27 protein-coding genes and 2 pseudogenes are annotated in these 25,761 nt (G+C 67.5%); 18 read left to right on the forward strand and 11 right to left on the reverse strand.

The window, feature by feature from the left end; all coding sequences use genetic code 11:
* Positions 1-6: 6 nt before the first annotated feature.
* Positions 7-936, reverse strand: coding sequence for a cation diffusion facilitator family transporter (locus tag IWC96_RS08475; RefSeq protein ID WP_021696075.1), 930 nt, complete (start codon positions 934-936; stop codon positions 7-9).
* A gap of 147 nt (positions 937-1,083) precedes the next feature.
* Positions 1,084-1,746 carry a hypothetical protein gene (locus IWC96_RS08480; protein ID WP_021696076.1) on the reverse strand — a complete coding sequence of 221 codons (663 nt, stop codon included), beginning with the start codon at positions 1,744-1,746 and terminating at the stop codon, positions 1,084-1,086.
* 146 nt (positions 1,747-1,892) lie between these two features.
* On the opposite strand from IWC96_RS08480, the gene IWC96_RS08485 reads away from it, so the two are divergent.
* Positions 1,893-2,744, forward strand: coding sequence for an ion transporter (locus tag IWC96_RS08485; protein WP_021696077.1), 852 nt, complete (start codon positions 1,893-1,895; stop codon positions 2,742-2,744).
* Between the two features lies 1 nt (position 2,745).
* On the opposite strand, the gene IWC96_RS08490 is transcribed toward IWC96_RS08485, so the two are convergent.
* Entirely contained in the window at positions 2,746-3,321 is a 576-nt protein-coding gene (locus tag IWC96_RS08490) for a hypothetical protein (protein WP_021696078.1), read from the reverse strand.
* Between the two features lie 225 nt (positions 3,322-3,546).
* Here IWC96_RS08490 and rplU point away from each other — a divergent pair, with 225 nt between their 5' ends.
* From rplU to IWC96_RS08530, 8 genes and pseudogenes are all read left to right on the forward strand, one after another.
* Positions 3,547-4,134 carry a 50S ribosomal protein L21 gene (gene rplU, locus IWC96_RS08495; protein ID WP_021696079.1) on the forward strand — a complete coding sequence of 196 codons (588 nt, stop codon included), beginning with the start codon at positions 3,547-3,549 and terminating at the stop codon, positions 4,132-4,134.
* Between the two features lie 97 nt (positions 4,135-4,231).
* Positions 4,232-4,507: a 50S ribosomal protein L27 gene (rpmA, locus tag IWC96_RS08500; protein WP_021696080.1), complete on the forward strand. Its 276-nt coding sequence runs from the start codon at positions 4,232-4,234 to the stop codon at positions 4,505-4,507.
* A 169-nt stretch (positions 4,508-4,676) separates the two neighbouring features.
* Positions 4,677-5,210: a GNAT family N-acetyltransferase gene (locus IWC96_RS08505; protein WP_021696081.1), complete on the forward strand. Its 534-nt coding sequence runs from the start codon at positions 4,677-4,679 to the stop codon at positions 5,208-5,210.
* 88 nt (positions 5,211-5,298) lie between these two features.
* Positions 5,299-6,174, forward strand: coding sequence for a 16S rRNA (cytidine(1402)-2'-O)-methyltransferase (rsmI, locus tag IWC96_RS08510; RefSeq protein ID WP_021696082.1), 876 nt, complete (start codon positions 5,299-5,301; stop codon positions 6,172-6,174).
* Complete coding sequence (locus IWC96_RS08515) at positions 6,174-6,590, forward strand: YraN family protein (protein ID WP_081703366.1); 417 nt, start codon at positions 6,174-6,176, stop codon at positions 6,588-6,590. Before rsmI ends, IWC96_RS08515 begins: the two co-directional genes overlap by 1 nt.
* 7 nt (positions 6,591-6,597) lie before the next feature.
* Positions 6,598-7,413, forward strand: a complete 816-nt coding sequence (locus IWC96_RS08520; RefSeq protein WP_021696084.1) for a SirB1 family protein — start codon at positions 6,598-6,600, stop codon at positions 7,411-7,413.
* An 84-nt stretch (positions 7,414-7,497) separates the two neighbouring features.
* Complete coding sequence (gene gshB / locus IWC96_RS08525; RefSeq protein WP_045318617.1) at positions 7,498-8,439, forward strand: glutathione synthase; 942 nt, start codon at positions 7,498-7,500, stop codon at positions 8,437-8,439.
* A 71-nt stretch (positions 8,440-8,510) separates the two neighbouring features.
* Positions 8,511-9,428 (forward strand): annotated as a pseudogene (locus tag IWC96_RS08530) (YifB family Mg chelatase-like AAA ATPase); the annotation flags it as partial.
* A 41-nt stretch (positions 9,429-9,469) separates the two neighbouring features.
* Here the strand turns inward: IWC96_RS08530 and IWC96_RS08535 are convergent.
* Positions 9,470-9,679: a hypothetical protein gene (locus IWC96_RS08535; RefSeq protein ID WP_196838723.1), complete on the reverse strand. Its 210-nt coding sequence runs from the start codon at positions 9,677-9,679 to the stop codon at positions 9,470-9,472.
* 651 nt (positions 9,680-10,330) lie between these two features.
* Complete coding sequence (locus IWC96_RS08540) at positions 10,331-11,404, reverse strand: IS1595 family transposase (protein ID WP_370541121.1); 1,074 nt, start codon at positions 11,402-11,404, stop codon at positions 10,331-10,333.
* Between the two features lie 108 nt (positions 11,405-11,512).
* On the opposite strand from IWC96_RS08540, the gene IWC96_RS08545 reads away from it, so the two are divergent.
* Positions 11,513-11,770, forward strand: coding sequence for a DUF6471 domain-containing protein (locus tag IWC96_RS08545; RefSeq protein ID WP_196838725.1), 258 nt, complete (start codon positions 11,513-11,515; stop codon positions 11,768-11,770).
* A 440-nt stretch (positions 11,771-12,210) separates the two neighbouring features.
* On the forward strand, positions 12,211-12,636 hold the full coding sequence (locus IWC96_RS08550; RefSeq protein ID WP_196838726.1) for a hypothetical protein: 426 nt from the start codon (positions 12,211-12,213) through the stop codon (positions 12,634-12,636).
* Between the two features lie 50 nt (positions 12,637-12,686).
* Here the strand turns inward: IWC96_RS08550 and IWC96_RS08555 are convergent, their stop codons facing one another.
* The gene (locus IWC96_RS08555; RefSeq protein ID WP_196838727.1) at positions 12,687-13,202 is read right to left on the reverse strand and encodes a hypothetical protein; all 516 of its coding nucleotides are present in this window, start codon (positions 13,200-13,202) and stop codon (positions 12,687-12,689) included.
* Between the two features lie 96 nt (positions 13,203-13,298).
* A complete protein-coding gene (locus IWC96_RS08560) occupies positions 13,299-13,502 on the reverse strand; it encodes a helix-turn-helix domain-containing protein (RefSeq protein ID WP_196838728.1) in 204 nt (67 codons plus the stop codon).
* A 103-nt stretch (positions 13,503-13,605) separates the two neighbouring features.
* Between IWC96_RS08560 and IWC96_RS08565 the strand changes: the two genes are divergently transcribed.
* Positions 13,606-14,127, forward strand: coding sequence for a hypothetical protein (locus tag IWC96_RS08565; RefSeq protein WP_196838729.1), 522 nt, complete (start codon positions 13,606-13,608; stop codon positions 14,125-14,127).
* A gap of 43 nt (positions 14,128-14,170) precedes the next feature.
* Positions 14,171-14,398: a hypothetical protein gene (locus IWC96_RS08570; protein ID WP_196838730.1), complete on the forward strand. Its 228-nt coding sequence runs from the start codon at positions 14,171-14,173 to the stop codon at positions 14,396-14,398.
* Here the strand turns inward: IWC96_RS08570 and IWC96_RS08575 are convergent.
* Together IWC96_RS08575 and IWC96_RS08580 are read right to left on the reverse strand one after the other, a co-directional pair.
* Entirely contained in the window at positions 14,395-14,583 is a 189-nt protein-coding gene (locus IWC96_RS08575) for a hypothetical protein (RefSeq protein WP_196838731.1), read from the reverse strand. The two genes, IWC96_RS08570 and IWC96_RS08575, sit on opposite strands and share 4 nt — an antisense overlap.
* Positions 14,580-15,029 carry a hypothetical protein gene (locus IWC96_RS08580; RefSeq protein ID WP_196838732.1) on the reverse strand — a complete coding sequence of 150 codons (450 nt, stop codon included), beginning with the start codon at positions 15,027-15,029 and terminating at the stop codon, positions 14,580-14,582. The genes IWC96_RS08575 and IWC96_RS08580 overlap by 4 nt, the downstream gene beginning before the upstream one ends.
* A 68-nt stretch (positions 15,030-15,097) precedes the next feature.
* Here IWC96_RS08580 and IWC96_RS08585 point away from each other — a divergent pair.
* The 3 genes and pseudogenes from IWC96_RS08585 to IWC96_RS08595 all read left to right on the forward strand — a co-directional run.
* Positions 15,098-15,757, forward strand: a pseudogene (locus IWC96_RS08585) (ATP-binding protein); the annotation flags it as partial.
* Between the two features lie 94 nt (positions 15,758-15,851).
* Positions 15,852-17,417 (forward strand): response regulator, encoded by a 1,566-nt coding sequence (locus IWC96_RS08590; protein ID WP_231378971.1) that lies wholly within the window; start codon positions 15,852-15,854, stop codon positions 17,415-17,417.
* A gap of 40 nt (positions 17,418-17,457) precedes the next feature.
* Positions 17,458-19,197, forward strand: coding sequence for an MFS transporter (locus IWC96_RS08595; protein ID WP_081703367.1), 1,740 nt, complete (start codon positions 17,458-17,460; stop codon positions 19,195-19,197).
* A 4-nt stretch (positions 19,198-19,201) separates the two neighbouring features.
* On the opposite strand, the gene IWC96_RS08600 is transcribed toward IWC96_RS08595, so the two are convergent.
* Both IWC96_RS08600 and dapF read right to left on the reverse strand, forming a co-directional pair.
* Positions 19,202-21,481: an NADP-dependent malic enzyme gene (locus IWC96_RS08600; RefSeq protein ID WP_196838733.1), complete on the reverse strand. Its 2,280-nt coding sequence runs from the start codon at positions 21,479-21,481 to the stop codon at positions 19,202-19,204.
* A 118-nt stretch (positions 21,482-21,599) separates the two neighbouring features.
* The gene (dapF, locus tag IWC96_RS08605) at positions 21,600-22,436 is read right to left on the reverse strand and encodes a diaminopimelate epimerase (protein ID WP_196838734.1); all 837 of its coding nucleotides are present in this window, start codon (positions 22,434-22,436) and stop codon (positions 21,600-21,602) included.
* A gap of 63 nt (positions 22,437-22,499) precedes the next feature.
* Here dapF and IWC96_RS08610 point away from each other — a divergent pair, with 63 nt between their 5' ends.
* Together IWC96_RS08610 and IWC96_RS08615 are read left to right on the forward strand one after the other, a co-directional pair.
* Positions 22,500-23,303, forward strand: coding sequence for a potassium channel family protein (locus tag IWC96_RS08610; RefSeq protein WP_196838735.1), 804 nt, complete (start codon positions 22,500-22,502; stop codon positions 23,301-23,303).
* Between the two features lie 83 nt (positions 23,304-23,386).
* The gene (locus tag IWC96_RS08615) at positions 23,387-25,558 is read left to right on the forward strand and encodes a prolyl oligopeptidase family protein (RefSeq protein ID WP_021697296.1); all 2,172 of its coding nucleotides are present in this window, start codon (positions 23,387-23,389) and stop codon (positions 25,556-25,558) included.
* Positions 25,559-25,761: the final 203 nt, after the last annotated feature.

The raw sequence follows: 25,761 nt of genomic DNA on the forward strand, positions 1-25,761 counted from the left end.
GCCGCTTCAGCAGTCGGGGCAGTCGGCCTGCGCCGCGTCCTCGATCTGGAAGGTGGTGTGGGCGACGCCGAAACCGGCCGCCGCCTTCTGGGCGCGGGTCAGCAGGTCGGGGGGCGCGTCCGCGCTGCGCACCAGATGGGCGGTCAGGGCGGCGTCGGTGGTGGACAGGCCCCACACATGCAGATCGTGCACCGCCGCCACGCCGGGCAGGTCCAGCAGCGCCTGACGCACGGCGCTGACATCCATGCCCGCCGGGGCCCCGTCCATCGCCAGGGTCACCGAGTCCTTCAGCAGCCCCCAGGTGGCCCACAGGATCACCGCCACGATCACCAGGCTGATCATCGGGTCGATGATGGTCCAGCCGCTGAACATGATCACCAGCCCCGCCGCCACCACGCCCAGGGACACCGCCGCATCGGCCATCATGTGCAGATAGGCCCCGCGCACGTTCAGGTCCTTGTGCTGGTCCTTCAGGAACAGCAGGGCGGTGCCCAGGTTGATGAAGAAGCCGATGCCCGCCACCACGACGATGAAGCCGGACGCCACCTCCACCGGGTTCATCAGCCGCTGGAACGCCTCCCAGCTGATCCAGCCGCAGGCGAGCAGCAGCAGGATGGCGTTGGCCAGGGCGGCCAGCACCGTGCCCTTGCGATAGCCGTAGGTGAGGGAATCCCGCGCCCGCTTGCGCGCCAGCCAGGCCGCGCCCCCGGCCAGGGCCAGGGCCAGCACGTCCGACAGATTGTGCCCGGCGTCGGCCATCAGGGCGGTGGAGCCGCTGACCAGGCCGGCCCAGAACTCGACGATCACAAAGCCCAGGTTCAGGCCCAGCGCGACCACATAGCGCCAGTCGCCGGTGTTCACCGGCCCATGATCATGGCCGTGGCCATGGGCGTGCCCGTGTCCATGCCCGTGATGATGATGGTGGTCGTGCGCCATGACGGTCAGGCTTAGAGCATGATCGTTTCGGACGGAACCGCGCAGCGGTTCCGGCTGAAGCGTGAATCATGCTCTCGCTTTCATCTGGCGCCTGATTCACGGCATCGGCGGAATCGCGAGGCGATTCCGCCTCAACCGATCAGGCGCCTAGAGCGGACCGAAGGCCACGAGAAGGCCCAGAATGATCAGGGCGGCGCCGAGGATGGCGCCCTCGAACCGCGCCAGACGCTCCAGCCTCAGCAGGGACGCGCCCATGAAGGCCGCCCCGGTCAGGAGCACCATGCCCAGGATGGTGCCCGCCGCGAAGGCCAGGGTCAGCAGGATCAGGCCGTGCAGCCCGTGCTGGGCGCCGGACAGATAGAGCGGCAGCAGCACCTCGCCCGGCGACAGGGCCAGCAGGGCCATCAGGCCCAGGAAGGCGGCCCGGTCCGACACCGCCCGCCCCGGCTTGTCCCGGCCCGGCTCATCCCGCGCCGCCGAAGCCCGCGTCCGCAACGCCCGCACCAGATAGTACGCCCCGAAGCCGAACATCATGGCCGCCGCCAGCCACGGCAGCACCCCGGCCAGCCGCTCCTCCAGCGCCAGACCGGCCGCCACGATCAGCCCGCCGACGATCGCCGTGGAGATCACATGCACCATGCCGGCAAGGGCCGCGGCGCCCAGGGTCATGCGCGCGCGCCATCCCTGGGCCCGCCCCACCAGCACGAAGGGCAGCCAGTGGGTCGGCAGGGCGGCGTGCAGGAAGGCGGCGACGAACCCGCCCCAGATCAGGGGCGCCAGCAGGCTTTCGGCGGCGGCGGGGTCGGTCATGGCCGCGCCCCATAGCGCGTTATTCTGTAACGCACGACCCCTGATCCATCGGCCGTCTCGCCGCAGGGCGCGCGGGCCGCTGGATTTCCGCCGCGGGCCGGGCCACATGGGGCTTCACGCCAACCGCCAAGCCACGGACGCCGCCCTTGCAATCCCTGCGCGCCCTTCTCGCCTCCCGCCGCACCGAGCAGGTCATCACCGCCCTGATCGTGCTGAACGCCATCATCCTGGGGCTGGAGACCAGCCCGGCGGTCATGGCCGGCTGGGGGAACTGGCTGCTGTGGGCCGACCGCATCCTGCTGACCGTGTTCGTGATCGAGATCGGTGCGCGGCTGGTGGTGCACCGGCTGGCCTTCTTCCGCGATCCGTGGAGCCTGTTCGACTTCGTGGTGGTGGGGGTGGCCCTGGTCCCGGCCACCGGCGCGTTCTCGGTGCTGCGGGCCCTGCGCGTGCTGCGGGTGCTGCGCCTGATCACCGTCGCGCCGTCGCTGAAGCGGGTGGTCTCGGCCCTGATCTCGGCCCTGCCCGGCATGGGCGCCATCGTCATGCTGCTGGCGCTGGTCTTCTATGTGTCGGCGGTGATGGCCACCATGCTGTTCGGCGAGAGCTTCCCCCAATGGTTCGGCAGCCTGGGGGCCTCGGCCTATTCCCTGTTCCAGATCATGACCCTGGAAAGCTGGTCCATGGGCATCGTGCGGCCGGTGATGGAGGTCTATCCCTACGCCTGGGCCTTCTTCGTGCCGTTCATCCTGGCCACCGCCTTCACCATGCTGAACCTGTTCATCGGGGTGGTGGTCTCGGCCATGCAGGAAGAGCACGACGATCTGCTCAAGGCCGATCACGAGGAGGTGGAGGCCCACCTGCGCCAAGCCGCGGCCGAGCGCGAACAGGCCCGCACGGAATCCGCGGCCGAGGCCCGCGCCATGACCGACGAGCTCAAGGCCATGCGCGCCGAGATGGCCGAACTGCGTGACCTTCTGGCGCGGCGGGGCGCCTGATTCAGTCCGTCCAGCCCCACGGGGCGGGCGGCGCCGCGATCTCGCGGGTCAGGTCGAACTCCACCCGATAGGCGCGCGGCGTGCCCACGCGCACGGCCGCATAGATGAAGCGGTCGTCCTGCACCTCCATGAACCAGACGCTGGGGTGGGAATTGGGCATGCGGTCCCAGGTGGCCTGATCCGCCGGGAACATCTTGATGCGGTCATTGCCCGGATTGGGCGTGAAGCCCCCGTACTGGGTGGCGTCCTCCTCGGAGCCGTCCGCGTGACGGTGGTCGTGGCGCAGTTCGATGCGGCCGTCCTCATGGCGGGTCAGCACCCAGGTGCGGGACAGGTCGTCGCCCACCACGAAGGGAATGCGGATGCGTTCCGGCGAGCAGTCCCGCACATGCATGACCAGGGCCCGGCCCTCGAAGGCCGTGTCGCCCTCGGGCGCCTGGACCAGGGTTCCGCCGAACGCCTTGCCGCACAGGGCGGTGAGATTCGCCCAGTAGGCGTCCACCGGGTCGGCCGTCGCCGGCTGGGCGGTCATGACCAGGGCGGCGGTCGCGGCGAGGGCGGAAAGACGGCGTGACATGAAGCGCTCCTTGATGGACTGGCCGGAGACAGCTTGCCCGGCCTGTCCCCGTCAGGCCATAGTCCGGTCGAACCGGCGGCGAACACCCTTGCCCGATGGGAAAATCGGGGTCCATTCCCCCGTTTCGCGTTGACTCAAACCGGCCTGTCCGTATATGTCGCCGCTCTTCGCCCGCAGGGTCACCTCGCGGGCGCACATCTTTTTGCGTTCCAGCCGAGGCTTAATATGTACGCGGTGATCAAAACCGGCGGCAAGCAATACCGGGTCCAACCGGGTGACGTGATCGTGGTCGAGAAGCTCGACGGCGACGCGGGCTCTGACGTCAGCTTCGGCGAAGTCATGATGCTGGGCGGCGACAAGGGCGTGACCCTGGGCGCGCCGCTCATCAAGGGCGCCTCCGTGGCGGCCACCCTGGTCGAAACCCGCAAGGGCGAGAAGATCAAGATCTTCAAGAAGATCCGCCGTCAGGGCTATCGCCGCACCAACGGCCATCGCCAGATGGAAAGCGTGCTGCGCATCACCGGCATCGAAGGCGACGGCCAGTCGGCCAAGTGGGACGGCAAGGCCGAGGTTCTGACCAAGGCCGAAATGAACGCTCGCGCCCGCGGCCTGGCCCCGCGCGTCGAGGCCGAGCCGAAGAAGGCCCCCAAGGCCAAGGCTGAAGCCGCTCCGGCCGAGACCGCCGAAGCGCCCGCCAAGAAGGCTCCGGCCAAGAAGGCCGCCGCCCCCAAGGCTGAAGCCAAGACCGAGGCCAAGGCCCCGGCCAAGAAGGCGCCCGCCAAGAAGGCCGCGCCCAAGGCCGACAAGGAATAGTCCGGCGCCCACCGCGCCACGTTTAGATTACACTGCGCTCAAGCAGCGAGGCTCCGCGAGCCGAGCGATAGCGCACTAGGGAAGATGGAGCAGACCCATGGCTCACAAGAAATCCGGCGGTTCGTCGCGTAACGGTCGCGACTCCGAGTCCAAACGCCTCGGCGTGAAGAAGTTCGGCGGCGAGCGCGTGCTGGCCGGCAACATCATCATCCGCCAGCGCGGCACCAAGTGGCACCCCGGCGACAACGTCGGCCTGGGCCGTGACCACACCATTTTCGCCCTCGTACAGGGTGCGGTGAAATTCACCACCAAGCAGGGCGGACGTTGTTACGTCTCCGTGCTTCCGGCCGAACAGGCCGTGGCCGCCGAATAGCGCGAATCCAGGAAATCTCCCGGATCGCGCTGGCCAGAATAGCAGCGATCCGGACCAGGGAAATATTCCGCGGGGAGTCTGGATCGACCAGGCTCCCTTTTTCGTTTCCCCGCCTCGAGAGACCGGTCCGAGCCCTCCAAGGAGACCGGCGTGAGTTGAGGCTTCGCCCATGTGCGTCATAGAAACCTCCCCCGTCATCGAGACGCGGCGCCTGGCCCTGCGCGCGCCGGGCGCTCACGACATCTCCCGCATCGCCCAGCTGGCGGGCGATCCCGAGATCGCGCGCATGACCTGCCGCATGCCCTCGCCGTTCCGCACCGAGGACGCCGAGGCCTTCGTCATGAACGTGGCCATGCAGGACCCGCGCCGGGCCAACACCTTCGTCATCGAACACGAGGACCACGGCCCCGTCGGGGTGCTGGGCCTGTTCCACGACAAGGACCGCGCGCCGGAGATGGGCTACTGGATCGGCAAGCCCTTCTGGGGCCGGGGTCTGGCCACGGAGGCGGCGCAGGGCGCCCTGGCCTGGGCCAAAACGCGCTGGAGCAAGAAGGCGGTCGTGGCCGGACACTTCACCGACAATGCCGCGTCGGGCCGGGTGCTGGAGAAGGCCGGCTTTCTCTACACCGGCGAAACCCGCCGCCAGTTCAGCCGCGCCCGCAACGCCGAGGTGGACACCCGCATGATGCTCTGGCTGGCCTGACGACGGGTCACGGGCGGGGGAGATCGCTGCTGTTTCGCTTGAGCCGCGTCGCGGGCGCTGGCACGGTCGGGGGATGACGGATCCTTCGATGATCTCCCCCTTTCCGCCCATGGCGCCGCCGCCCCGGCCGGTGCAGCCGGGCCTGTATCTGGTCTCCACGCCCATCGGGAACCTGCGCGACATCACCCTGCGGGCGCTGGACGTGCTGAAGGCCGCGGACCTGATTCTGGCCGAGGACACCCGGGTCACCGGCAAGCTGTTGTCCGCCTATGGCCTCAAGGCCCGGCTGGAGCGATGCGACGACCACGCCTCGGAACGGGCCGCCGGGGGCGCGGTGGAGCGGGTGCGCGAGGGTCAGGTGGTGGCGCTGGTGTCGGACGCCGGCACGCCCATGGTGTCGGACCCCGGCTTCGTGGTGGCCCGGGCCATGATCGCGGCGGGTCTGCCGGTGCATCCGGTGCCCGGCCCCTCCAGCCTGCTGGCGGCGCTGGCGGTGGCGGGCCTGCCCGCCGACCGGGTGCTGTTCGCCGGCTTCCTGCCCGCCAAGAGCGGCCAGCGGCGCACGGCGCTGGAGGCGCTCAAGCCCATCCGCGCCACCCTGGTGTTCTTTGAAAGCGGGCCGCGTCTGGCGGGGAGTCTCGCCGACATGGCCGCCGTGCTGGGGCCCCGCCCCGCCGCCGTGGCCCGGGAGCTGACCAAGCTGTACGAGGAGTGCGTGCGCGGCGATCTGGTCCAGCTGGCCGCCAAGCCGCAGCTGGACGGCCCGCGCGGTGAACTGGTGGTGGTGATCGGCCCCGGCGAGGACGAACAGGCCAGCGACGCCGACGCCGACGCCGCCCTGGTGGACGCCCTGAAACGGGCCGGTCCGGCCGATGCGGCCTCCGAAGTCTCCAAGGCGCTGGATCTGCCGCGCAAGACCCTCTACCGCCGCGCCCTGGCGCTGCAGGGCAAGGACCCGGCCTGATGCGGCCGCCCCCCGCTCCGGTGCGTGCGAAAGCGCCGTGGCGGATCGGGCTGGGCGCCAGGGCGCACAAGGCGGGGCACGCAGCCGAATGGCTGGCGGCGGCCTGGCTGATGGCCAAGGGCTATCAGGTGCTGGGCTTCCGCCTGAAGAGCCGGGCGGGCGAGATCGACCTGCTGGCCCGGCGCGGCGGCGTGCTGGCGGTGGTGGAGGTCAAGCGCCGCGCCACCCTGGATCAGGCCCTGACCGCCCTGAGCGAAACCCAGAAAGCACGCCTGCTGGCGGCGGGGCGGGCGGTTGCGAGAAACCGGCCCTCGCTCAAGACCCTGTCATTGCGGCTGGACATGGTGGCGCTGGCGCCCGGCCGCTTTCCCCGTCATGTTCGGGGCCTGTCGCAGGACACTCTGAGACGATCGTGAGGTCGAAGTGACGCGTGAGGAAGCGGAACAGGTTCTGACCGAGGCCGGGACGGCCGAGGACGACGCCTTCCCGCTGCTGGAGGCGGCCATCGCCTGCGCCATCCACGACTATCCGCACCGGGAGACGGCGCCGGTGCGCACCCTGGCCGCCAACGCCGCCGAGCGGCTGGCCGAGCGCATGGCCCGCGAATCCCATGACGACGCCCTGGTGGAGACCATGGCCTCGGACCTGCGGCTGAATGGCGACCTGCTGCATTACGACGACCCGGCCAACACCGACATCATCGACGTGGCCGAGCGGCGGCGCGGCCTGTCGGCGGCCCTGGCGGTGTTCTATATCCATGCGGCGGCGCAGGCGGGGCTGATTTGCCGGGGGGTGGATTTCCCGGGCCACTTCCTGCTGCGGGTCGAGACGCCGGACGGGCCGGTGGCGCTGGACCCGTTCAGCCAGGGCCGCATCGTCATGCCGTCCGAGCTGACCCGCCGGGCGCTGCTGGCCGGGCTGACCCCCCATGTGGCGGACCGGCTGGACCTGCTGATGGCCCCGGTGACGGACCGGCAGGCCCTGATCCGGCTGCAGAACATGCTGTATGTGCGCGCCCTGAGGCGTCAGGATTTCGAGGGCGCCGAGCGCTCGGCCGTCCGCCGCGTGCTGCTGGACCCCGAGGATCACCGCCCCTGGCTGGACGTGGCCACGGCGCGGGAGAAACAGGGCGCCCTGGCCGGGGCGCTGGCGGCGCTGGACCGGGCGCGGGGTCTGGACGGCCACGGCCAGATGCACGCCCGCAGCGCCCACGACCGCATCCGCCTGCGCCTGAACTGACGCTCCAGAGGCGGGTTCGCCTTGCGCCCGGGGCGTGCGGCGTCCATCTGCAAGCCCTCAACGCCACGCTTCAAGGACTTCGCCATGCTCAAGGTCGCCATCCAGATGGACCCCATCGAGGCGGTCAACATCGAGGCCGACACCACCTTCCTCCAGGCCATCACCGCCCAGGAGCGCGGCCACCGGCTTTGGGTCTATGACGTGGCCACCCTGGCGCTGGAGGACGGGCGGCTGTTCTGCCGCGCGCGGCCGGCAGCCCTGCGCCAGAAGGTCGGGGACCACGTGACCTTCGGCGACTGGTTGAAGCTGGACCTGGCCGAGGACATCGACGTGATCCTGATGCGTCAGGACCCCCCCTTCGACATGGCCTATGTCACCGCCACCTATCTGCTGGAGACGATCCATCCACAGACCCTGGTGGTCAACGATCCGACCGAGGTGCGCAATGCGCCGGAGAAGCTGTTCGCCACGCGCTTCAAGGGGGTGCAGCCGCCGACCCTGATCTCGTCGGACCCGGTGGCCCTGGCCGAGTTCCACCAGCGGCACGGGGACGTGGTGCTCAAGCCCCTGCACGGGGCGGCGGGCTCGGGCGTGGTGCGGCTCAAGGCCGACGATCCGAATCTGGAGGCGCTGGTGGAGATCCACGCCGGGATCAGCCGCGACCAGCTGGTGATCCAGAAATTCATCCCGGCGGTCGAGGCCGGCGACAAGCGCATCATCCTGATCGACGGCGAGCCGGTGGGCGCCATCAACCGGGTGCCGCTGAAGGGCCATGTGCGCTCCAACCTGCGGGTCGGCGGCCGGGCCGAGGCGGTGGAGCTGACCGCCCGCGACCGCGAGATCTGCGCGGCCCTGGCCCCCGAGCTGAAGCGGCGCGGCCTGATCTTCGTGGGCATCGACGTGATCGGCGACTATCTGACCGAGATCAATGTGACCTCGCCCACCGGCGCTGTGCAGCTGAAAGAGTTCACCGGGATCAACGCCGCCGCCCTGATGTGGGACGTGATCGAGGCGAAGGTCGGCTGATCACCGAACGCCGCTATTGCAAAACCTGACTGTTCATGCTTCGTTCTCATGCGGGAACGGAGGGCTCGGGCATGCTGGCCAGCGTGGTGACGGTGGCGTTCGACGGGGTGGACGCCCGGCGGGTGGACGTTCAGGTCCAGCAGCTGTCCGGGGATCAGGGCTTCTTCAACATCGTCGGCCTGCCTGACAAGGCGGTGGCCGAGAGCCGGGAGCGGGTGCGCGGGGCCTTTGCGGGCATCGGCCTGGCCATGCCGTCACGGCGCATCATCGCCAATCTGGCGCCCGCCGACCTGCCCAAGGAAGGCAGCCATTTCGACCTGCCCATCGCCCTGGCGCTGCTGGCCTCCATGGGGGTGATCGCACCCGATGCGCTGTCCGACTGGGCGGCGCTGGGGGAGCTGGGGCTGGACGGGCGCATCGCCCCGGTGGGCGGGACCCTGCCCGCCGCCGTGGCCGCCGCCGCCATGGGGCTGGGCCTGATCTGTCCCGAGGCCAACGGCCCGGAGGCGGCGTGGGCGGGCGAGGTGTCGGTGCTGGCGCCGCGATCGCTGATCGGGGTCATCAACCACTTCAAGGGCGTGCAGGTGCTGCGCGCGCCCGAGCCGGGGCCGGTCAAGGCGGCGACCGGCGGGCCGGACCTGCGCGAGGTCAAGGGTCAGGAGAGCGCCAAGCGGGCGCTGGAGGTGGCGGCCGCCGGGGGCCACAACCTGCTGTTCGTGGGCCCGCCCGGATCGGGCAAGTCCATGATGGCCCAGCGCCTGCCGGGCCTGCTGCCGCCCCTGACGCCGCAGGAGCTGCTAGAGACCTCCATGGTCTGGTCCGTGGCGGGGCTGATCGAGCGCGGCGGCCTGACCCGGGACCGGCCGTTCCGGTCGCCCCACCACTCCGCCAGCATGGCGGCCCTGACCGGCGGCGGGCACCGGGCCAAGCCGGGCGAGGCGTCGCTGGCCCACAACGGCGTGCTGTTCCTGGACGAACTGCCGGAATATTCCGCTCTTATGGCGCAAACACACCTAACGCATTCGGGCGTCTAACCTTGAGGGTTCGGCCCCTGCCGAAAGCGGTTGAGTTCGGCGACCTGCCGATCACCTTCATAGATATGAGCGTGGGTGTAGTCGTTCGTCAGTAGGAGGCGAATTTCTGCGAGCACTTTAGCCTGCTCTGCGTCGTCCGCATCGAGAGGCTCCACCACTGGTGTAGTTTTCTGACCATCATGCAAGCGCAGTAAGAAGCGGGCCATCGTAATCCTCCTGCGTTGGGGCGGGAGTGGGCGGCGTCACTTTCCGATCTCTCTTTAATCGCTGACGCCATGGAGTTACTCGACGTTACCCGAAATTCGGTCAGATGGCGAATCTGGTAGCGGATTTCAGCGCATCTTAAGCGTGTTTCCCAACGGTCCGGCAGGCAATCAGCCTGCATTGAACCGTCATGTCGAGCCCCCACGAAATCCTTACCGCCCTCGAACGCGACTACCGCCTCGCCCTGGGCCAGTATGAACGCGCCGAAATCCCCACGGAGACCATCGTCGGCGTTAAGGCTCTGGCGGCGGAGGACCGGCGCATCCAGGCGGAGAAACGCGTCCTGAAGGAGAAGATGGAGAAGATCGACTACCTGATCCGCCTCCAGGTCGACCCGATATGGACGCCTTATCATCTGACGCCGCTGCATCCCCGTAGGACGCGACGGCGCGGGTCGGTCTCCAAGGCGGCCTATCAGGCGCTCCGACGATCTGGCGAGGCGCTGAGGGTCAGAGAGATCAGCTACCTGATTGCAGAGGAGATGGGCGTCAGTCCGAAGGACGGAAGGGCGATCAGCAGGCTCGATTCGACTGTAGCCTCGTCGCTCAAGGCGCGCCTCGAAGACGACGCTGTGGAGAAGCTGGAGGGTACGCCTAACCGGTGGCGGGTGAAGAGTAGGCCGAAATGGGCACCTTCGAACGCCCCCGTCGCCTATGCGTCAGCGCCTTTAGTCCGCGTCGGCGATTTGCCGCGCGCAGCCAGTCAGGGCGCTTCTGCCAGTACCCAACCAGTTCGGCATCCGGGCTGAGGTTGAGCGCGCGCGTGGCGATCATGCGAAACTGCTGGCCGTTGTCTACACGGCGGAAGTCATCGCGCCAGGACAGTTCATCGGCGAACCGCTGGGCGTGGTTCCCGCTGATGTGGAGGTACACCCCACGTTCCGCGCGCCGGATGCGGCTGTGTTGGGCCTCCAGCAGATTGACGTGAATGCCATCGACGACCAGTCCCACGCTGTGGTTGACCGTCGAGTGATCTGCGAAATGCAGGAAGTAGCGCGAGAAGGCGGGCTGTTCGTCCGTGATTACGTGAGCGGCCTCATTCACCACCGACTTAATGAAAGGATCAGCGGCTTTTTCGTTCGGCACCACGAACGCGCGTGATCTGCCGCCGGCTCGCCGCTCACGCGCCGTCACGATGGTTCGGCGCCTGCCATTGTACTGCCTTCGGCCGTCTCCCGTTCGGTCGGCCTTCAGGTTTTCCGGTCGGATAAACCCGCCGATGAACACGCCGTCGATCTCGACCTCGCCGGTGGGGTTTACTTCAGCCTGCATCGACGCCATCGCGCGGCGTAGCTTCTGAACCAAAACGAACGCCGTCTTGTACGAGCACCCCAGGTCCCGGCGAAGGCGCAGGGCGGCGTTGCCGTTCACACCGTTCACGAACGTCAGCACGCCTGTGAGGATGTCTCCAAACGACATCTTTCGACTGCGGAAAGTAGTCCCCGAGGTGACCGTGAACTGCTTCTCACACCGCTTGCACTTGAAGAGCCGCCGGGCGCGGAACGTGTAGACGGCGTCGCAGCCACAATGGGGGCAGTATGGCTCTCCGTCGTTCTCCGCAAAGCGCAGCGCCTTGAACGCCTCATACGCCTCGTCGTCGCTCATACGAGCGACTTCGAGGACGCTGAGCGTCACGGCCTTCGCCGAAAGGAGAAAATGTTGCGCCAACCAGCCTTTCCGTTCATACACATCAGATGTGATGCGTATGAACGAACTTGGCGCGCGGAGTCAAGCGCGTATGCATCATCTTTGATGCGAATAATCTTGGAGTGATGCGTGGCAGAGCGAATCCCGAACAACGAATGGTCGCAACGCGCCAAGCGAATTCTGAAGGCGGAGATGCAGCGGCGGGGGGTCAGCTACAAGGAACTGGCGGAGATGCTTCGGGCGCGGGGCGCCAACACATCAGCCAACGAGGCCAATATCCGCAATCAGATCAACCGGGCCGGCTTCAGCGCTGGGTTCTTCATTGAGTGCTGCTTGGCGATGGGGAGTTATCTGGTGCGGCTTGGGGAGCCAGGAGACGACAGCTAAGTCCGTCCATATCGTGGCGCCCCGAAAAGGTTAGACGAATGAAATCTTGACATAACGCCAAATGGTGAGACAATTTGTCTATGTCATCAGAGCCTTCGAAACAACTCCCTCCCGCCGCATGCAGCGAAGGAGAGGCGTGTGAGCCGCATAGCACTCAAACTGTAGTCCATTGGCAGCCCCCGAGCGAGCATGGGCAAACTATAATCCGTCGACAAGACCCTGATAACCGCACTCTAATCTATATGTTGTTTGATGCGGTAGTCGCACTTTCGCAGCATGTCCGACCTGGATTGACGCTTCGTATCGACCCTAGCGTGGAAGGCCTGAAACTCAGGGCCGATTTGCCAGTGGGCATGTTCGATGTCTATTGGGCTGACAATAAGCCCATCAGTTAACTGGTTGTAAGCGTTAACTCAATAGGCCTCCTGAAGGAGGCCTAAATGCAAAATTCCAAAGAAGAATCCCTTCGGCGATTGAGAGCCGCAGTGGCGCGGATCACGCCTGACCCTCTAGTTGCTGAAGAGCGCGCAGAGATTGCCCGTCAGAAGCTAGGGGATGTTAAACGCGCGATGGAAGCTGTATCGGAGGGGCGCAGGGAAGTCTCGAATACCTTGAGGCAGGCCGGTTTCAATCTGACACTGGTCGGCGGGCAGGATTCAATGGTGCAATTGTCTTACCGCATGCACCCGCCGGAGGTTGCATCCGGTGCGTCTCTGACGTTCACCTTCTATACCAGCACCGTAAAAATTGCGTCGCGCGCTCCGGGCTTTAAACCCGTCGAACTCGATGTTGAAGGTTTTTCGGAGACGGATGCCGTCAATGCTTTTTCAGAGTTTCTAGAGAAGGCCATTGAGACGAAGTCCTGAGGCAACGCTTGCGTAACGACCAAGGAGTGGGCGGGAGCATCGACCCCTAATTATTCAGAAAAGTTATTTCGCTCTCGTCTTTCTTTGAATCGTTCATTCAGGATCGGATAAGAAGACTTATTCCATTCGAGATAATCTACATAAATGCGACCTATGTCACCATCTAATTCCTTTAGGACTTTGATGTGGCCCCCTTTGAATGCTTTATGGAGGTGTAGGGAGTGATTGGGACGCACCGCCCACGACTTCGGGTCCTGTTCCCACAGTTGGTGGACGGCTGCATTTCGCTTCCCCGCCACTGCTTCGGCGGCCTTTACGATAAGCTGAAAACCTTTTGCCTCCGGGGAACCTGCACCAGCGAGTTCAGACACTGCCACTAGGGCAAGCGCCCGCTGCGCTCGGTCACTTGGAATGCTGTAAAAAATGGCTCGTGCCATATCGGCGTCGAGGCCTGTACAGTCCATGAAGGTGAGGAAGAAGTAGGAGTGCACCTCATTCCATTGCATGGTGGCCTGACCAATCAACAGGGCAACGTCACGATGTTCGAGATGTTCAGCCTTCGCCATCGGCCTTCCTCTCTAATGGCGATCATTGCTGAATGATCAAAACCAGCAGGTCAGTCCCACTGCCGCGTCCGGCGAGAGTTCAATACCTGACGCCGTCTAATCGAACAACGATCCTGGCTCCACGCCCAGCGCCCCCGCCAACTTCACCAAGAACAGCAGCGACGGGTTCTCCTCACCGCGCTCCAGGCCGGCGAGATACCGCATCGACATGCCCGCCTCATGCGCCAACGCTTCTTGGCTGAGGCCTTTGGCCTTCCGCAATTGCCTTACATTGGCGCCGACTCGATCCTCCCACCGCATGCCGCCATGGGCGACGAGTGCGGCTTTGGGTTCTAGGAACTATCTTTCCTAACCGCGCCGTAACCCTTGATGGGAACTATGTTGCCCATCGAAAGGGGCAATCATGACCAAGGTGATTATGTTGGTGGGCGTCGCGCTGGCGCTGAGTTTGACAGGTGCCGGTCCAGCAGCAGCGCAGACGGACTCCTGTAGCACCACAGGAGGCTACCGAGAGGGTAGTCCAGGCGCCGTGATGGCCCGCATACAGGGGCTGTCGGATGGCAGCTATGCAGCTTGCGCAGAAGAGCGGCGATCGCGTCAGCCAGTGGTGAACTGGTCGGATGCCCAGATCAGGACCGTTGGCCGACGCGCCGTGACAGACCAACTCCGCGACCCCAACTCCGCCAGCTTCAGGAGTGTCAGTCGTCACCGTCTTCAGAACGGCACGACGGTCTTCTGTGGTGAGGTGAACGCGAGGAACGCGATGGGCGGTTACACCGGTCATGTCCGTTTCGAGGCGTCGGTGTCTAATCGTGGGACCTCATCCGCGCAGATCGATGATCGGGGCGGTCTCTCGGGCGCCTATTTTTCGGACACTTGGGCTCAACTCTGCGGCCGGGGCGGCGGCGTGGCGGTTCAGTTCTGACCTCACGCCTCCTATGGTGGCGGACGAACCGAAGGAGGTCTGAATGGACGCCGAAGCACGTGGCGCTGCGTTAGCGGCCCAAGCGACCGTTTACAGTCTGGTAGGCCATCTGAAGGCCAAAGGCGTCCTAACAGAAGGCGAAGTGGCGCACGTATTCGATCAGGCGCTGGTGCTTCTCGAAGAGCACGGAGACGACACATCGCTGAGGGTCGCGCGCGTTCTGGTGGAGTCGATGGCGTCGACCGTCGCCAGGATTCCTGCCGCGCCTTAAGGGGTTCCCCCCTCCGGCAGACCCTTGCGCCACCGCGTCGACATGATCAGAGCGCGCATGACGGCCGCCCCATCCTTCGCGGTGGCGACGGTGCGGCCGTTGCAGAGACCGATAAACCCGTCACCGGTGCGCGCAGGGGCGATCTGGTACAAATGGCGCCCGCGCCAGAACTGGATCGGGGTCATCGCGCGATCTCCCAGCCCTGGTACAAGCCGGGCAGCGGCACCACGCGGACAAAGCCGTCATTCTTCAGCTTGGTCAGACAGGCCCCGATGCGCTTCCGAAGCAGCACCACCGTTCCGTCGTCCGTCCTCAGGCCGCGTTCTTTGATCTGCTCGTGAACGATGTCGAGCGCGGTGAGCGGGCGGTCGGCCTCCTTCAGCAGCCGCACGACAAGCCTGACCACTTCACCCTTCTTGGCGCGGTGCTTGGTCGGATAACGGGTGAGGCGGACGGCGTCAGCTTCCGGGTCGAAAAACCGGATCGCCGCGTCCAGGTGATCGAGGTCGCTGACCACCTTCCGCTCTTCAGCGCGCAGATGCTTCAGCAGCTTCGCCAATTGCTGACGCTTCGCCAGAAGCCCCTGGATGGTTGCCGGCCGCTCATATTCATAGGGATCGACGTTCTTCATGAAAAAGAACGTAGCAAGAACAGATAGTTGCGTCTCAGGCCGCTAGGTGTGTTTGCGCCATAAGAGCGGAATATTCGCCCCAGGCGCTGGATTCCCTGCGCCAGCCGCTGGAGACCGGCGAGATCGTGGTGGCGCGGGCCAACGCCCACGTGCGCTATCCGGCGCGGTTCCAGCTGATCGCCGCCATGAACCCCTGCCGCTGCGGGGTGGGCGGGCCGGGCAAGGGCGCCTGCGGCAAGGCTCCACGCTGTCAGCGGGATTATCAGAACCGCATCTCCGGGCCGCTGTTCGACCGCATCGATCTGACGGTGGAGACCCCGCCGGTGACCGCCGCCGACATGGCCCTGCCCCCGCCCGCCGAGGGCACGGCCGAGGCCGCCGCCCGGGTGGCCGCAGCCCGCGAGGCCCAGGCCGACCGCGCCCGCGAACACGGTCTGGATCCGGATCAGGGAATCAACGCCCGGGCGTCCGGCGAGACCCTGGACCGGATCGGGGCGCCCGATGAGTCCGGCCGGGCCCTGCTGATGCGGGCGGCGGAGGCGGGGGGTCTGACCGCGCGGGGCTGGACCCGCACCCTGCGGCTGGCGCGCACCATCGCCGATCTGGAGGGATCGACCCCGGTCCTGCGCCGCCACATCGCCGAGGCGCTGGTCTATCGCCGCACCACCGTGGGCCCGCAGGAGGCGGGCGCGGCGCCGGTCGCGGCCGAGACGGCGCCCGCCTGGTGACTCCCGCCTGAAGCGCACCGCCTGACGCCTCGCGGGTGATTCGGCGGCCCTTAACCGTTGTCGTGCATGCTCGTCCTCCGGTGGAGGGTGAGTGATGAGCATGCGGCGAAAGACCGTGAAGACCGAGACGGCGCAAAAGGCGCTCCCGACCAACCCGGCCGCGGCCGGGACTCCCGACGCCCAGGCGGCGGAGCGGTTCCTGCGGCTGATGAGCCATGAGATGCGCACGCCCCTGAACGGGGTGATCGGCATGCTGGGCCTGCTGGCCCGCACCCGCATGGACGGCGCCCAGCGCGCCTATGTGAGCGCCGCGCGGGATTCCGCCGAACACCTGCTGGGGCTGGTCAACGACCTGCTGGATTACGCCCGCGTGGATGCGGGCCATCTGGAGCTGGACTCCGAGCCCGTGAATCTGGAGGCGCTGGTCCAGGGCGTGGCCGAGCTGCTCAGCCCGCGCGCCCACGACAAGGGCCTGTCGCTGGTGTGGACCGTGGCGCCCGACGCGCCCGACGTGCTGGCCGACGAGGGCCGCCTGCGCCAGATCCTGTTCAACCTGGCCGGAAACGCGGTGAAGTTCACCGGGACCGGCGGCGTCCGCATCGCCATCGAGCGCGCGGGCGGCCGCGACAGCCGGCCGAAGCTGGCCTTCATCATCGACGACACCGGCCCCGGCGTGCCGCCCGAGGCGCGCGAACGCATCTTCGAGGAATTCGGCCACGTGGACGCCTCCGACGCGGCGCGCTTCGACGGCGCGGGGCTGGGTCTGGCGGTGGTCCGCAAGCTGGCCGAGGCCATGGACGGCAAGGTCTGCGTCACCGACCGGCCCGGCGGCGGCGCGCGCTTCCGTTTCGAGGCCGTCTTCCCCGCAGCCCCCGGCGCCGCCGAAGGGCGGGCCACGCCCCTGAAGGGCCTCGCCGTGGCGGTGAAATCCCCCGACCCCCTGGTGGCCGAGGCCGCACGCCAGCAGGTGGAGGCCTGCGGCGGAACGGTGAAGACCGGCGCCACCGTCACCCTGGTGGACCACGCCGCCGCCGACACGGGCGCCCTCGCCGCCTGCCCCACGGGCGGCCGCTGCATCGTCCTGCTCAAGGCCGAGGAGCGCGAGCTGATCGCGCGCTATCGGTCGCAGGGCTTCCACGGCTATCTGATCAAACCCCTGCGCCGCGCATCGCTGGCGGAGCGCGTGCTGGCGGCCATCGGGCGCGGCGACGCCCCCATCGGCGGCCCGCCCCCGCCCCAGCGCGAGGACGACCGGGTCACCCCCGTGCGCTTCGCCGGGCTGCGGGTGCTGCTGGCCGAGGACAATCCGGTCAACGCCCTGCTGGCCAAGACCCTGCTGCGCCGCGAAGGCTGCGTGGTGGAGACGGCCGGCTCGGGCGACGAGGCGGTCCAGGCCCTGGCCCGCGCCCGCTATGATCTGGTGCTGATGGACATGCGCATGCCCGGCATGGACGGTCTGGCCGCCGCCCGCGCCATCCGCGCCCGGGGCGACCGCACCCCCATCGTGGCCCTGACCGCCAACGCCTTCGTGGAGGACCGCAAGGCGTGTCTGGAGGCCGGCATGGACGACCACCTGACCAAGCCCATCGACACCGATGCTCTCCGGTCGGCGCTTGCCCGCTGGACGAGCGGCGAACTCCGCGCCAAGGTCGCCTGCTGAATCGGGGCGCATGGGGGCGTCCCTGCAAAGGGACGCATCCATGACCGACCAGGGCCCAGGGGACTCCATCACGGCGGATGAAAAGCCCGCCGGGCGCTTCGGCGGGCTGGCGGTCTATCTGGAGCGCCGCTCGGCCACCATGCTGCTGCTGGGCTTCGCCTCGGGCCTGCCCAATCTGCTGATCTACGACACCCTGTCCGCGTGGCTGCGCGACGACGGGGTGACGCTGGAGCTGATCGGCTTCTTCGCCCTGGCCACCCTGACCTACGCCCTCAAGTTCATCTGGGCGCCCCTGCTCGACCGCACCAATGTGCCGATCCTGACCAAATGGCTGGGCCATCGGCGCTCATGGATGCTGCTGACCCAGGCGGTGATCATCCTCGGCCTGTGGCTGATTTCCGGGTCCAACCCGCAGACCCAGCTGGGCATGGTGGCCCTGTTCGCGGTCATGGTGGGTTTCTTCGGCGCCACCCAGGACATCGCCATCGACGCCTGGCGCATCGAGGCCGCCGACGACAGCCGCCAAGGCGCCCTGGCCGCCGCCTATCAACTGGGCTGGCGCGTGGCCCAGATCGCGGCGGGCTTCATCCCGCTGGCGCTGGCCCAGTACTACAACTGGAACCTCTCGTACGCCGTCATGGCCGGCCTGATGGGCTTCGGCGTGCTGGGCGTGCTGATGGCGCCGCGCGAGAAGCGGCACATCATTCGCGAGATTCCGGTCGCCGACATTCCCTCCAGGCCGGTGTTCGAAAAGATCGAATGGGTCGTGCGCCTGGCTCTGATCGCCCTCTCGGCCCTGATCATCGGCACGGGGCTGACCGACCGGCCCGACGCCCTGGCCTGGGCGCTGGCCCCGCTGGGCGAGGGGCTGGGCGCCGCCATCGCCGCGACCACCGATCAGGGCGACCTGCCCGGCGTCCTGATCCAGTTCGCCTATGTCATCGGCGGGTTCGTGCTGCTGGCGATCGCCTGCTGGCCGATCCCCGGCTACCGCACCCGGCCCGGCGCCTATCTGGCCGGGTCGTTCGGCGCGCCGCTGATGGACTTCTTCAACCGCTTCGGAAAGCTGGCGGGGCCGATCCTGGCGCTGATCTGTCTGTACCGTCTGGCGGACTTCGTCCTGAACATCATGAACCCGTTCTATCTCGATCTGGGCTTCAGCCTCATCGAGATCGGAGAGGTCAGAAAGCTGTTCGGCGTCATTGCGCTGTCGGTGGGCGTGTTCGCCGGGGGCTGGGCGGTGGCCAAGCTGGGCCTGATCCGCACCATGGTCATCGGCGCCTTCATGAGCCCGGTGTCCAACATCGTCTTCGCCTGGCTGGCGACCCAGGGACACGATCTGGGGGCCCTGTTCATCGCCATCGGCATCGACAATGTGGCGTCCGGCTTCGCGGGCACGGCGCTGATCGCCTACATGTCCAGCCTGACGTCCATCGGCTTCACGGCGGTCCAGTACGCCCTGTTCAGCTCGCTTTACGCCCTGCCCGGCAAGCTGGTGGCGTCACAGTCGGGCAAGATCGTGGAGGCCTCGGCCCGCTCCGCCGACGCCGGGGGGCCGCTAGCCGCCTTCAAGCCGCTGTTCTCGAACCTGCCGGCCAACTCCCTCACGACCGGCGCGCTCACCAGCGGGGTGACGCCGGCGGGGCTGGGCGCGGGCTATTTCGCCTTCTTCCTCTACTCGACCGCGATCGGCGTCTTCGCCATAGTCCTGGCCTTCTACGTGGCCGCGCGACAGGGACAGATCCCGACCGCGCCGCCTGAGGACAAGGCGTCGACCTGACGCCTCACCCCTCCTCGGCGATGCCTTCCTCGTAGGCGGCGAAGGTGGCGGCGTTGAGGATCTGGCTGACGGACGAGCCCAGCGGCACGATCTGGACCGACTTCTCCAGCCCGATCAGCAGCGGCCCGATCAGGGTGGCGCCGCCGAGCGCCTCGATCATCTGCGTCGAAATCACGGCCGAATGGATCGCCGGCATGACCAGCACATTGGCCTCCCGCGACAGGCGCATGAAGGGGTGCGAGCCGCGTGCATCGGGGGTCAGGGCCAGCTCGGGCGGCATCTCGCCCTCGTATTCGAAGTCCACGCCGCGCTGATCCAGGATGCGGATGGCCTCGCGCACCTTCTCGCCCCGGTCGCCCGGGGGGTTGCCGAAGCTGGAATAGGACAGGAAGGCCACCCGGGGGGTGCGGCCCAGCTTGCGGACCGCGGCCGCCGCCTGGATGGCGATGTCGGCCAGCTCCTGGGCGTCGGGCAGCTCGTGGATGGAGGTGTCGGCCACGAAGAGGGTGCGGCCGCGCGCCATGACCACCGACAGGCCGATCAGGGTGCTCTTCACGTCCAGAACCCGGCTGACCTCCTTCAGCGCCATGTTGAAATTGCGGGTCACGCCGGTGACCATGGCGTCGGCGTCGCCGTGGGCCAGCATGGCCGCGCCGAAATAGTTGCGGTCCTGATTGATCATGCGCTGCACGTCGCGGCGCAGGTAGCCGCGCCGCCACAGCCGCTGATACAGGGCCTCGGTGTAGGCCACATTGTTGGGCGAGACGCGGGCGTTGATGATCTCGATGCCCAGATCCTCGAACACCAGACCCGCCTCGACGGCGTTCTGGCGCACCAGCTCCTCGCGGCCCACCAGGATGGGGGTGCCCAGCTCCTGCTGCTTGAAGGCCCAGGCGGCGCGGATGACCGAGGTCTCCTCGCCCTCGGCGAACACCACGCGCTTGTTGGGCGCGCCGCGCACGGCCGAGGAGATCTTCTGCATCAGGGCGGCGGACGGATCGAGCCGCTGACGCAGGGTGGCGCGATAGGCGTCCATGTCCTCGATGGGCTTGCGCGCCACGCCGGTGTCCATGGCCGCCTGGGCCACGAAGGGCGGGATGTACCAGATCAGGCGCGGATCGAAGGGCGTGGGGATGATGTAGTCCGGACCGAACTTCAGCTTGCGGCCGCGATAGGCCACGGCCACCTCGTCCGGCACGTCCTCGCGGGCCAGGGCGGCAAGGGCCTGGGCGCAGGCCACCTTCATCTCGTGGTTCACCTGCCGGGCGCGCACGTCCAGGGCGCCGCGGAAGATGTAGGGGAAGCCCAGGACGTTGTTGACCTGGTTCGGATAGTCCGACCGGCCGGTGGCGATGATGGCGTCGTCGCGGACGCTGCGCACGTCCTCGGGGGTGATCTCCGGGTCCGGGTTGGCCATGGCGAAGATGATGGGACGCGGCGCCATGGAGGCGACCATCTCCTTGGTGATGGCGCCCTTGGCGGCCAGGCCGATGACCACATCGGCGCCGACCATCGCCTCGGCCAGGGTGCGGTGCGGGGTGTCGGTGGCGTGGGCGGCCTTCCACTGGTCGACATTGTCGCGGCCGCGATAGACCACGCCGTCACGGTCGACGATGACGGTGTTCTCGTGCTTCACGCCCGCCGCCTTCATCAGGGCGATGGACGACAGGCCCGCGGCGCCGGCGCCGGCGAGGACCACCTTGACGTCCTCCAGCTTCTTGCCCGCCACGTGACAGGCGTTGATCAGGCCGGCGGTGGAGATGATGGCGGTGCCGTGCTGGTCGTCGTGGAAGACCGGGATGTCCAGCAGGTCCTGCAGCTGGGTCTCGATCTCGAAGCATTCGGGGGACTTGATGTCCTCCAGATTGATGCCGCCCCAGGTGTCGCCGATGTTCTTGACCACGGTGATGAACTCGTCCGGGTCGGTGGTCTTCACCTCCACGTCGAAGGAGTCCACGTCGGCGAAGCGCTTGAACAGCACCGCCTTGCCTTCCATCACCGGCTTGGACGCCATGTGGCCCAGATTGCCCAGGCCCAGGATGGCGGTGCCGTTGGAGATGACCGCCACCAGGTTGCCCTTGGCGGTGTAGTCATAGGCCAGGTCCACATCCTCGGCGATGGCCCGCACCGGCACGGCCACGCCCGGCGAATAGGCCAGCGACAGGTCGCGCTGGGTCGCCATGGGCTTGGTCGGCGCCATGGAGATCTTGCCCGGCGTCGGCTCGCTGTGGAAATCCAGGGCTTCCTGGTCGGTGAAGGTCTGCTTTTCGGTGTTTTCGGGCATGGGGTCGCTGCAAGGCACGCGGGTGCGGCAAGGGAAGGCGAGACCCTAGAACCCGGGCGCCCTTCCCACAACCACAACAGGCTGGAGTTTCTGCCTGCCGGGCCGCGTCGTCAGGATTTCAGGGCAGGACCCCGGTGGTCTCCACCTCGACCGGCCCGGTCATCAGTACGTGATCGTCGCTCTCTCGCCACTCGATGATCAGTTCGCCGCCGTCCACGATCACCGTGGCCGCCCGGTCGGTCAGGCCCCGTCGGGCGCAGGCCACCAGAGCGGCGCAGGCGCCGGTGCCGCAGGCCAGGGTCAGGCCCGCGCCCCGCTCCCACACCCTCAGTCGAATGCGGTCCCGGGCCTCCACATGGGCGAAGCCCACGTTCACCCCCTCGGGAAACAGTGGATGATGCTCGATCAGCGAGCCGGTGGCCCGGGTGAAGGCGTCGTCGGGAACGTGGTCGATGAAGAACACCACATGGGGATTGCCCATGCTGACGGCGCCGGGCGTGTGCAGGACAGGCGCGTCCACCGGCCCCACCTGAAGCTCGATGCCGCGGGTGTCCATCTCCTCGGCCAGCGGGATCTGGTCCCAGGCCAGGCGCGGCGGGCCCATGTCCACGGCGACGCGAAGCTCGCCGGCGCGCGCGGCGGTGGTCGGCCCGCCGAGGGTGTCGATCACCACCCGGTCGCGACCGCCCGCCAGGGTCAGCAGCCAGCCGACGCAACGCAGGGCGTTGCCGCAGGTCTCGACCACGCCGCCGTCGGCGTTCCAGACCCGCATGAAGGCGTCGCCGGTTTGCGAAGGCTCGATCACGATCAGCTGGTCGCAGCCGCCGGCCGGGCCGGTCTCGCGATCGGCCAGGGCGCGGGCCTGTTCGCTCGTCGGCGCAAAGGGGCGCTCCATCGCGTTGATCACGATGAAGTCGTTTCCTGCGCCGTTCATCTTGACGAAGGGGTGCGTCATGGTCTCCGCATATAGGGCAATTCCGGCTCGGCGTCAGAGCACGCGACGAAGGACAGTTTTTCCATGAAAGCCCAGGGTCAGGAGCACACCCACACGGGTTGGCGGCTGAGGGCGCGTCTGAGGGCGCTGTACCACGGCTCGTCACCGACGGCGGTGCGCTTCCGCCTGGGCGTGATCGTGGTGGACTTCGCCATCATCGCCTTCTTCATCGCCGCGCCCCTGCTGAAGAATCAGAGCGGCCTGATCTTCTATCTGATCGACTATGGGATCGCGGCGATCCTGGCCTTCGACCTGATCGCGCGGGCCTCGGCCTATACGGACTGGAAGGACTGGCTGAAGCGGCCCATCGTCTGGGTGGACCTGTTCGTCCTGGCGACCCTGCTGTTCCCGGCCTGGCTCTACAATCTGGGTTTCCTGCGGGTGCTGCGCCTGTGGACCCTGCTCAACAGCGATTTCTTCTGGAAGACGGTGGGCCGCGGCTACAACGACACGCGGGTTCAGGACATCGTCAAGGCGCTGGCGGCGCTGGTGACCTTCGTCTTTGTGGTGGCCGGCTTCGTCTACACCAGCTTCATGGGCCGCTATGAGGGCATCTCGGGCTATGTGGATGCGCTGTATTTCACCATCACCAGCCTGACCACCACCGGCTATGGCGACATCATCCTGCCCGGCACGTGGGGGCGGCTGCTGTCCATCGCGGTGATGCTGGGCGGGGTCGGGCTGTTCTTCCGCCTGATCCAGTCCCTGAACGTGCCGCACAAGGTGTACTTCCCCTGCCCCACCTGCGGGCTTCAGCGGCATGACCCCGACGCGGTGCACTGCAAGGCCTGCGGCGAGACCATCTGCATCCCCGACGAGGGCCGCTGACATTACAGGCCTGTAACTTTCCAACGCCCCGGCCCGCCCATAGGGTCGCGGCCGCTCACCGCCACATTCGAGGAAAACGCCGCATGTTCCGTCGTCTGGCCTATCGAGGTCCCGTCCTCGCCGCGCTCGTTCTCAGCCTTTCAGCGACCCATCCCATGGCCCAGACATCTGAACCCACCGACGTCCCCACCCTGACCGAACAGGCCGCGGCGTCCGATCCCTGGCTGTGGCTGGAGGACATCGAGGGCGAGCGGGCCATGGCCTGGGTCGAGGCGCGCAATGCGCATTCGCTGGGCGTGCTGACCGGCGACCCGCGCTATGACGACCTCCATTCCACGGCGCTTGATCTGGTGCAGGCGCGGGACCGCATTCCCTTCCCCGCCTTCCGGCACTCGGCGGGCGGGCAGCGCACCGTCGACAATTTCTGGCAGGACGCGAACCATGTGCGCGGCGTCTGGCGCCGGGCGACCCTGGACAGCTACCGCACCGACACGCCCGAGTGGCGGACCATCCTCGACGTCGACGCCCTGGCCTCGGCCGAGAACGCCAACTGGGTCTGGAAGGGCGCCGAGTGCCTGGCCCCCGACGAACGCCTGTGCCTGGTCAGTCTGTCGGACGGCGGCAAGGACGCCGTGGTCATGCGCGAGTTCGACCGCGAGACCGGCCAGTTCATCGAGAACGGCTTCGACCTGCCCGAATCCAAGGGCGCCGCCGGATGGGTCGATGAGAACACCCTGCTGGTCTATCGCGATTTCGGCGACGGCACCCTGACCGATTCCGGCTACGCCATGACCGTGCGTCGCCTGACCCGCGGCCAGTCCATCGACGCGGCGCCGGAGGTGTTCCGGGGCGAGCCCGAAGACGTGCTGGTGGCCGGTTACACCCTGCGCGACGCGGACGGCGTGGTGCACGCCGAGATGGTGGACCGGGCGGTCACCTTCTTCGAGACCGAAAGCTATTTCCTGACCGACGCCGGGGCGGTGCGCATCAACCTGCCCGCCCGCCGCTCGATCCAGGGCCTGCTGGACGGCCGGATGATCGTCACCACCGACCAGGACTGGATCGACGGGGCGGGGACCGCCTTCGAGGCCGGCGACCTGATCGCCTTCGACCTGGAGGCGCTGAAGGCCGATCCGCAGGGCTCGGTCGGCGAGCTGGTCCTGCGGCCGGGCGAGCGGGAATCCGTCGAGGACGTGACCCTGACCCGCAACCGGCTGGTGGTCGCCCTGTACGAGAACGTGCGCGGCGCGGCCTACGCCTACCACCGCGCGGAAAGCGGCTGGGTCCGCGAGCGCCTGAACCTGCCCGAAAACGCCTCGGTGAGCCTGAGCTCGGCCAGCAGCGAGGACGACCTGCTGTTCGTCAGCGTCAGGGGCTATCTGACGCCCGACACCCTGTGGCTGGCCGACACCGCCTCGGGCGCGCTCGAGACGGTCAAGAGCCTGCCGCCCAAGTTCGACGCCGAGGGCATGCATGTGGAGCAGCATCAGGCCCGCTCCGCCGACGGGACCATGGTCCCCTATTTCGTGGTCAGCCGCGACGGCATCGCCACGGACGGATCGAACCCGACGCTGCTCTACGGCTACGGCGGCTTCCAGGTCTCGCTGCTGCCCAGCTATTCGGCCACGGTGGGCAAGCTGTGGCTGGAGCGCGGCGGCGTCTATGTGGTGGCCAACACCCGGGGCGGCGGCGAGTTCGGCCCCGGCTGGCACCAGGCGGCGCAAGGGGCGAACCGACAGCGCGCCCACGAGGACTTCCAGGCCGTGGCCGAGGACCTGATCGCGCGCGGCGTCACCAGCCCCCGCCGCCTCGGCGTCATGGGCGGGTCGCAGGGCGGGCTGTTCATGGGCGCCCTGCTGACCCAGCGGCCCGACCTGATCAATGCGGCCATCATCCAGGTGCCCCTGTTCGACATGCTGCGCTACCACACCCTGCTGGCCGGGGCCTCCTGGATGGGCGAGTACGGCAATCCGGACATCGCCGAACAGCGCGAATGGATCGCCGCCTATTCGCCCTATCAGGCCCTGTCGGCCGATGCGGACTATCCGGAAGTGTTCATCCACACCTCCACCAAGGACGACCGTGTCCACCCCGGCCACGCCCGAAAGGCGGCGGCGCAGCTTGAAGCGCTGGGCCATGAGGTGCTGTTCTACGAGAACACCGACGGCGGCCACGCAGCCGGCGCCAATCTGCGCGAGACGGCCCGCCGGCTGGCGCTGGAATACACCTATCTGACGCGCCGGCTGATGGACTGACCCGGGCGTTCGGCAAAAACAGAATAAAACGGAGCGTAACGTCCATGAACCGACTGATCCTGTCCGCCGCCGCCTCGGCGCTGATGCTGGGCGCCTGCGCCACCGAAAGCCCCGCAGAGGCGGCGCGCATCATCCAGGACGCGACAAGGGCTGCAGCCGACGCCGCCTCTGCGGGGCTTTCGGTGGCGCAGGCGCCCAGCATC

The organism is Brevundimonas sp. BAL450, assembly GCF_015767455.1.
Taxonomy (GTDB): Bacteria; Pseudomonadota; Alphaproteobacteria; order Caulobacterales; family Caulobacteraceae; genus Brevundimonas; species Brevundimonas abyssalis.

What these genes read in the sequence shown, in the direction of transcription:
- IWC96_RS08475 (WP_021696075.1), bottom strand. Translation starts at nt 936, where the DNA reads ATGGCGCACGACCACCATCATCATCACGGGCATGGACACGGGCACGCC.
- IWC96_RS08480 (WP_021696076.1), bottom strand. Translation starts at nt 1,746, where the DNA reads ATGACCGACCCCGCCGCCGCCGAAAGCCTGCTGGCGCCCCTGATCTGG.
- IWC96_RS08490 (WP_021696078.1), bottom strand. Translation starts at nt 3,321, where the DNA reads ATGTCACGCCGTCTTTCCGCCCTCGCCGCGACCGCCGCCCTGGTCATG.
- rplU (WP_021696079.1), top strand. Translation starts at nt 3,547, where the DNA reads ATGTACGCGGTGATCAAAACCGGCGGCAAGCAATACCGGGTCCAACCG.
- rpmA (WP_021696080.1), top strand. Translation starts at nt 4,232, where the DNA reads ATGGCTCACAAGAAATCCGGCGGTTCGTCGCGTAACGGTCGCGACTCC.
- IWC96_RS08505 (WP_021696081.1), top strand. Translation starts at nt 4,677, where the DNA reads ATGTGCGTCATAGAAACCTCCCCCGTCATCGAGACGCGGCGCCTGGCC.
- rsmI (WP_021696082.1), top strand. Translation starts at nt 5,299, where the DNA reads ATGATCTCCCCCTTTCCGCCCATGGCGCCGCCGCCCCGGCCGGTGCAG.
- IWC96_RS08515 (WP_081703366.1), top strand. Translation starts at nt 6,174, where the DNA reads ATGCGGCCGCCCCCCGCTCCGGTGCGTGCGAAAGCGCCGTGGCGGATC.
- gshB (WP_045318617.1), top strand. Translation starts at nt 7,498, where the DNA reads ATGCTCAAGGTCGCCATCCAGATGGACCCCATCGAGGCGGTCAACATC.
- IWC96_RS08535 (WP_196838723.1), bottom strand. Translation starts at nt 9,679, where the DNA reads ATGGCCCGCTTCTTACTGCGCTTGCATGATGGTCAGAAAACTACACCA.
- IWC96_RS08550 (WP_196838726.1), top strand. Translation starts at nt 12,211, where the DNA reads ATGCAAAATTCCAAAGAAGAATCCCTTCGGCGATTGAGAGCCGCAGTG.
- IWC96_RS08555 (WP_196838727.1), bottom strand. Translation starts at nt 13,202, where the DNA reads ATGGCGAAGGCTGAACATCTCGAACATCGTGACGTTGCCCTGTTGATT.
- IWC96_RS08560 (WP_196838728.1), bottom strand. Translation starts at nt 13,502, where the DNA reads ATGCGGTGGGAGGATCGAGTCGGCGCCAATGTAAGGCAATTGCGGAAG.
- IWC96_RS08565 (WP_196838729.1), top strand. Translation starts at nt 13,606, where the DNA reads ATGACCAAGGTGATTATGTTGGTGGGCGTCGCGCTGGCGCTGAGTTTG.
- IWC96_RS08570 (WP_196838730.1), top strand. Translation starts at nt 14,171, where the DNA reads ATGGACGCCGAAGCACGTGGCGCTGCGTTAGCGGCCCAAGCGACCGTT.
- IWC96_RS08575 (WP_196838731.1), bottom strand. Translation starts at nt 14,583, where the DNA reads ATGACCCCGATCCAGTTCTGGCGCGGGCGCCATTTGTACCAGATCGCC.
- IWC96_RS08580 (WP_196838732.1), bottom strand. Translation starts at nt 15,029, where the DNA reads ATGAAGAACGTCGATCCCTATGAATATGAGCGGCCGGCAACCATCCAG.
- IWC96_RS08590 (WP_231378971.1), top strand. Translation starts at nt 15,852, where the DNA reads ATGAGCATGCGGCGAAAGACCGTGAAGACCGAGACGGCGCAAAAGGCG.
- IWC96_RS08595 (WP_081703367.1), top strand. Translation starts at nt 17,458, where the DNA reads ATGACCGACCAGGGCCCAGGGGACTCCATCACGGCGGATGAAAAGCCC.
- IWC96_RS08600 (WP_196838733.1), bottom strand. Translation starts at nt 21,481, where the DNA reads ATGCCCGAAAACACCGAAAAGCAGACCTTCACCGACCAGGAAGCCCTG.
- dapF (WP_196838734.1), bottom strand. Translation starts at nt 22,436, where the DNA reads ATGACGCACCCCTTCGTCAAGATGAACGGCGCAGGAAACGACTTCATC.
- IWC96_RS08610 (WP_196838735.1), top strand. Translation starts at nt 22,500, where the DNA reads ATGAAAGCCCAGGGTCAGGAGCACACCCACACGGGTTGGCGGCTGAGG.
- IWC96_RS08615 (WP_021697296.1), top strand. Translation starts at nt 23,387, where the DNA reads ATGTTCCGTCGTCTGGCCTATCGAGGTCCCGTCCTCGCCGCGCTCGTT.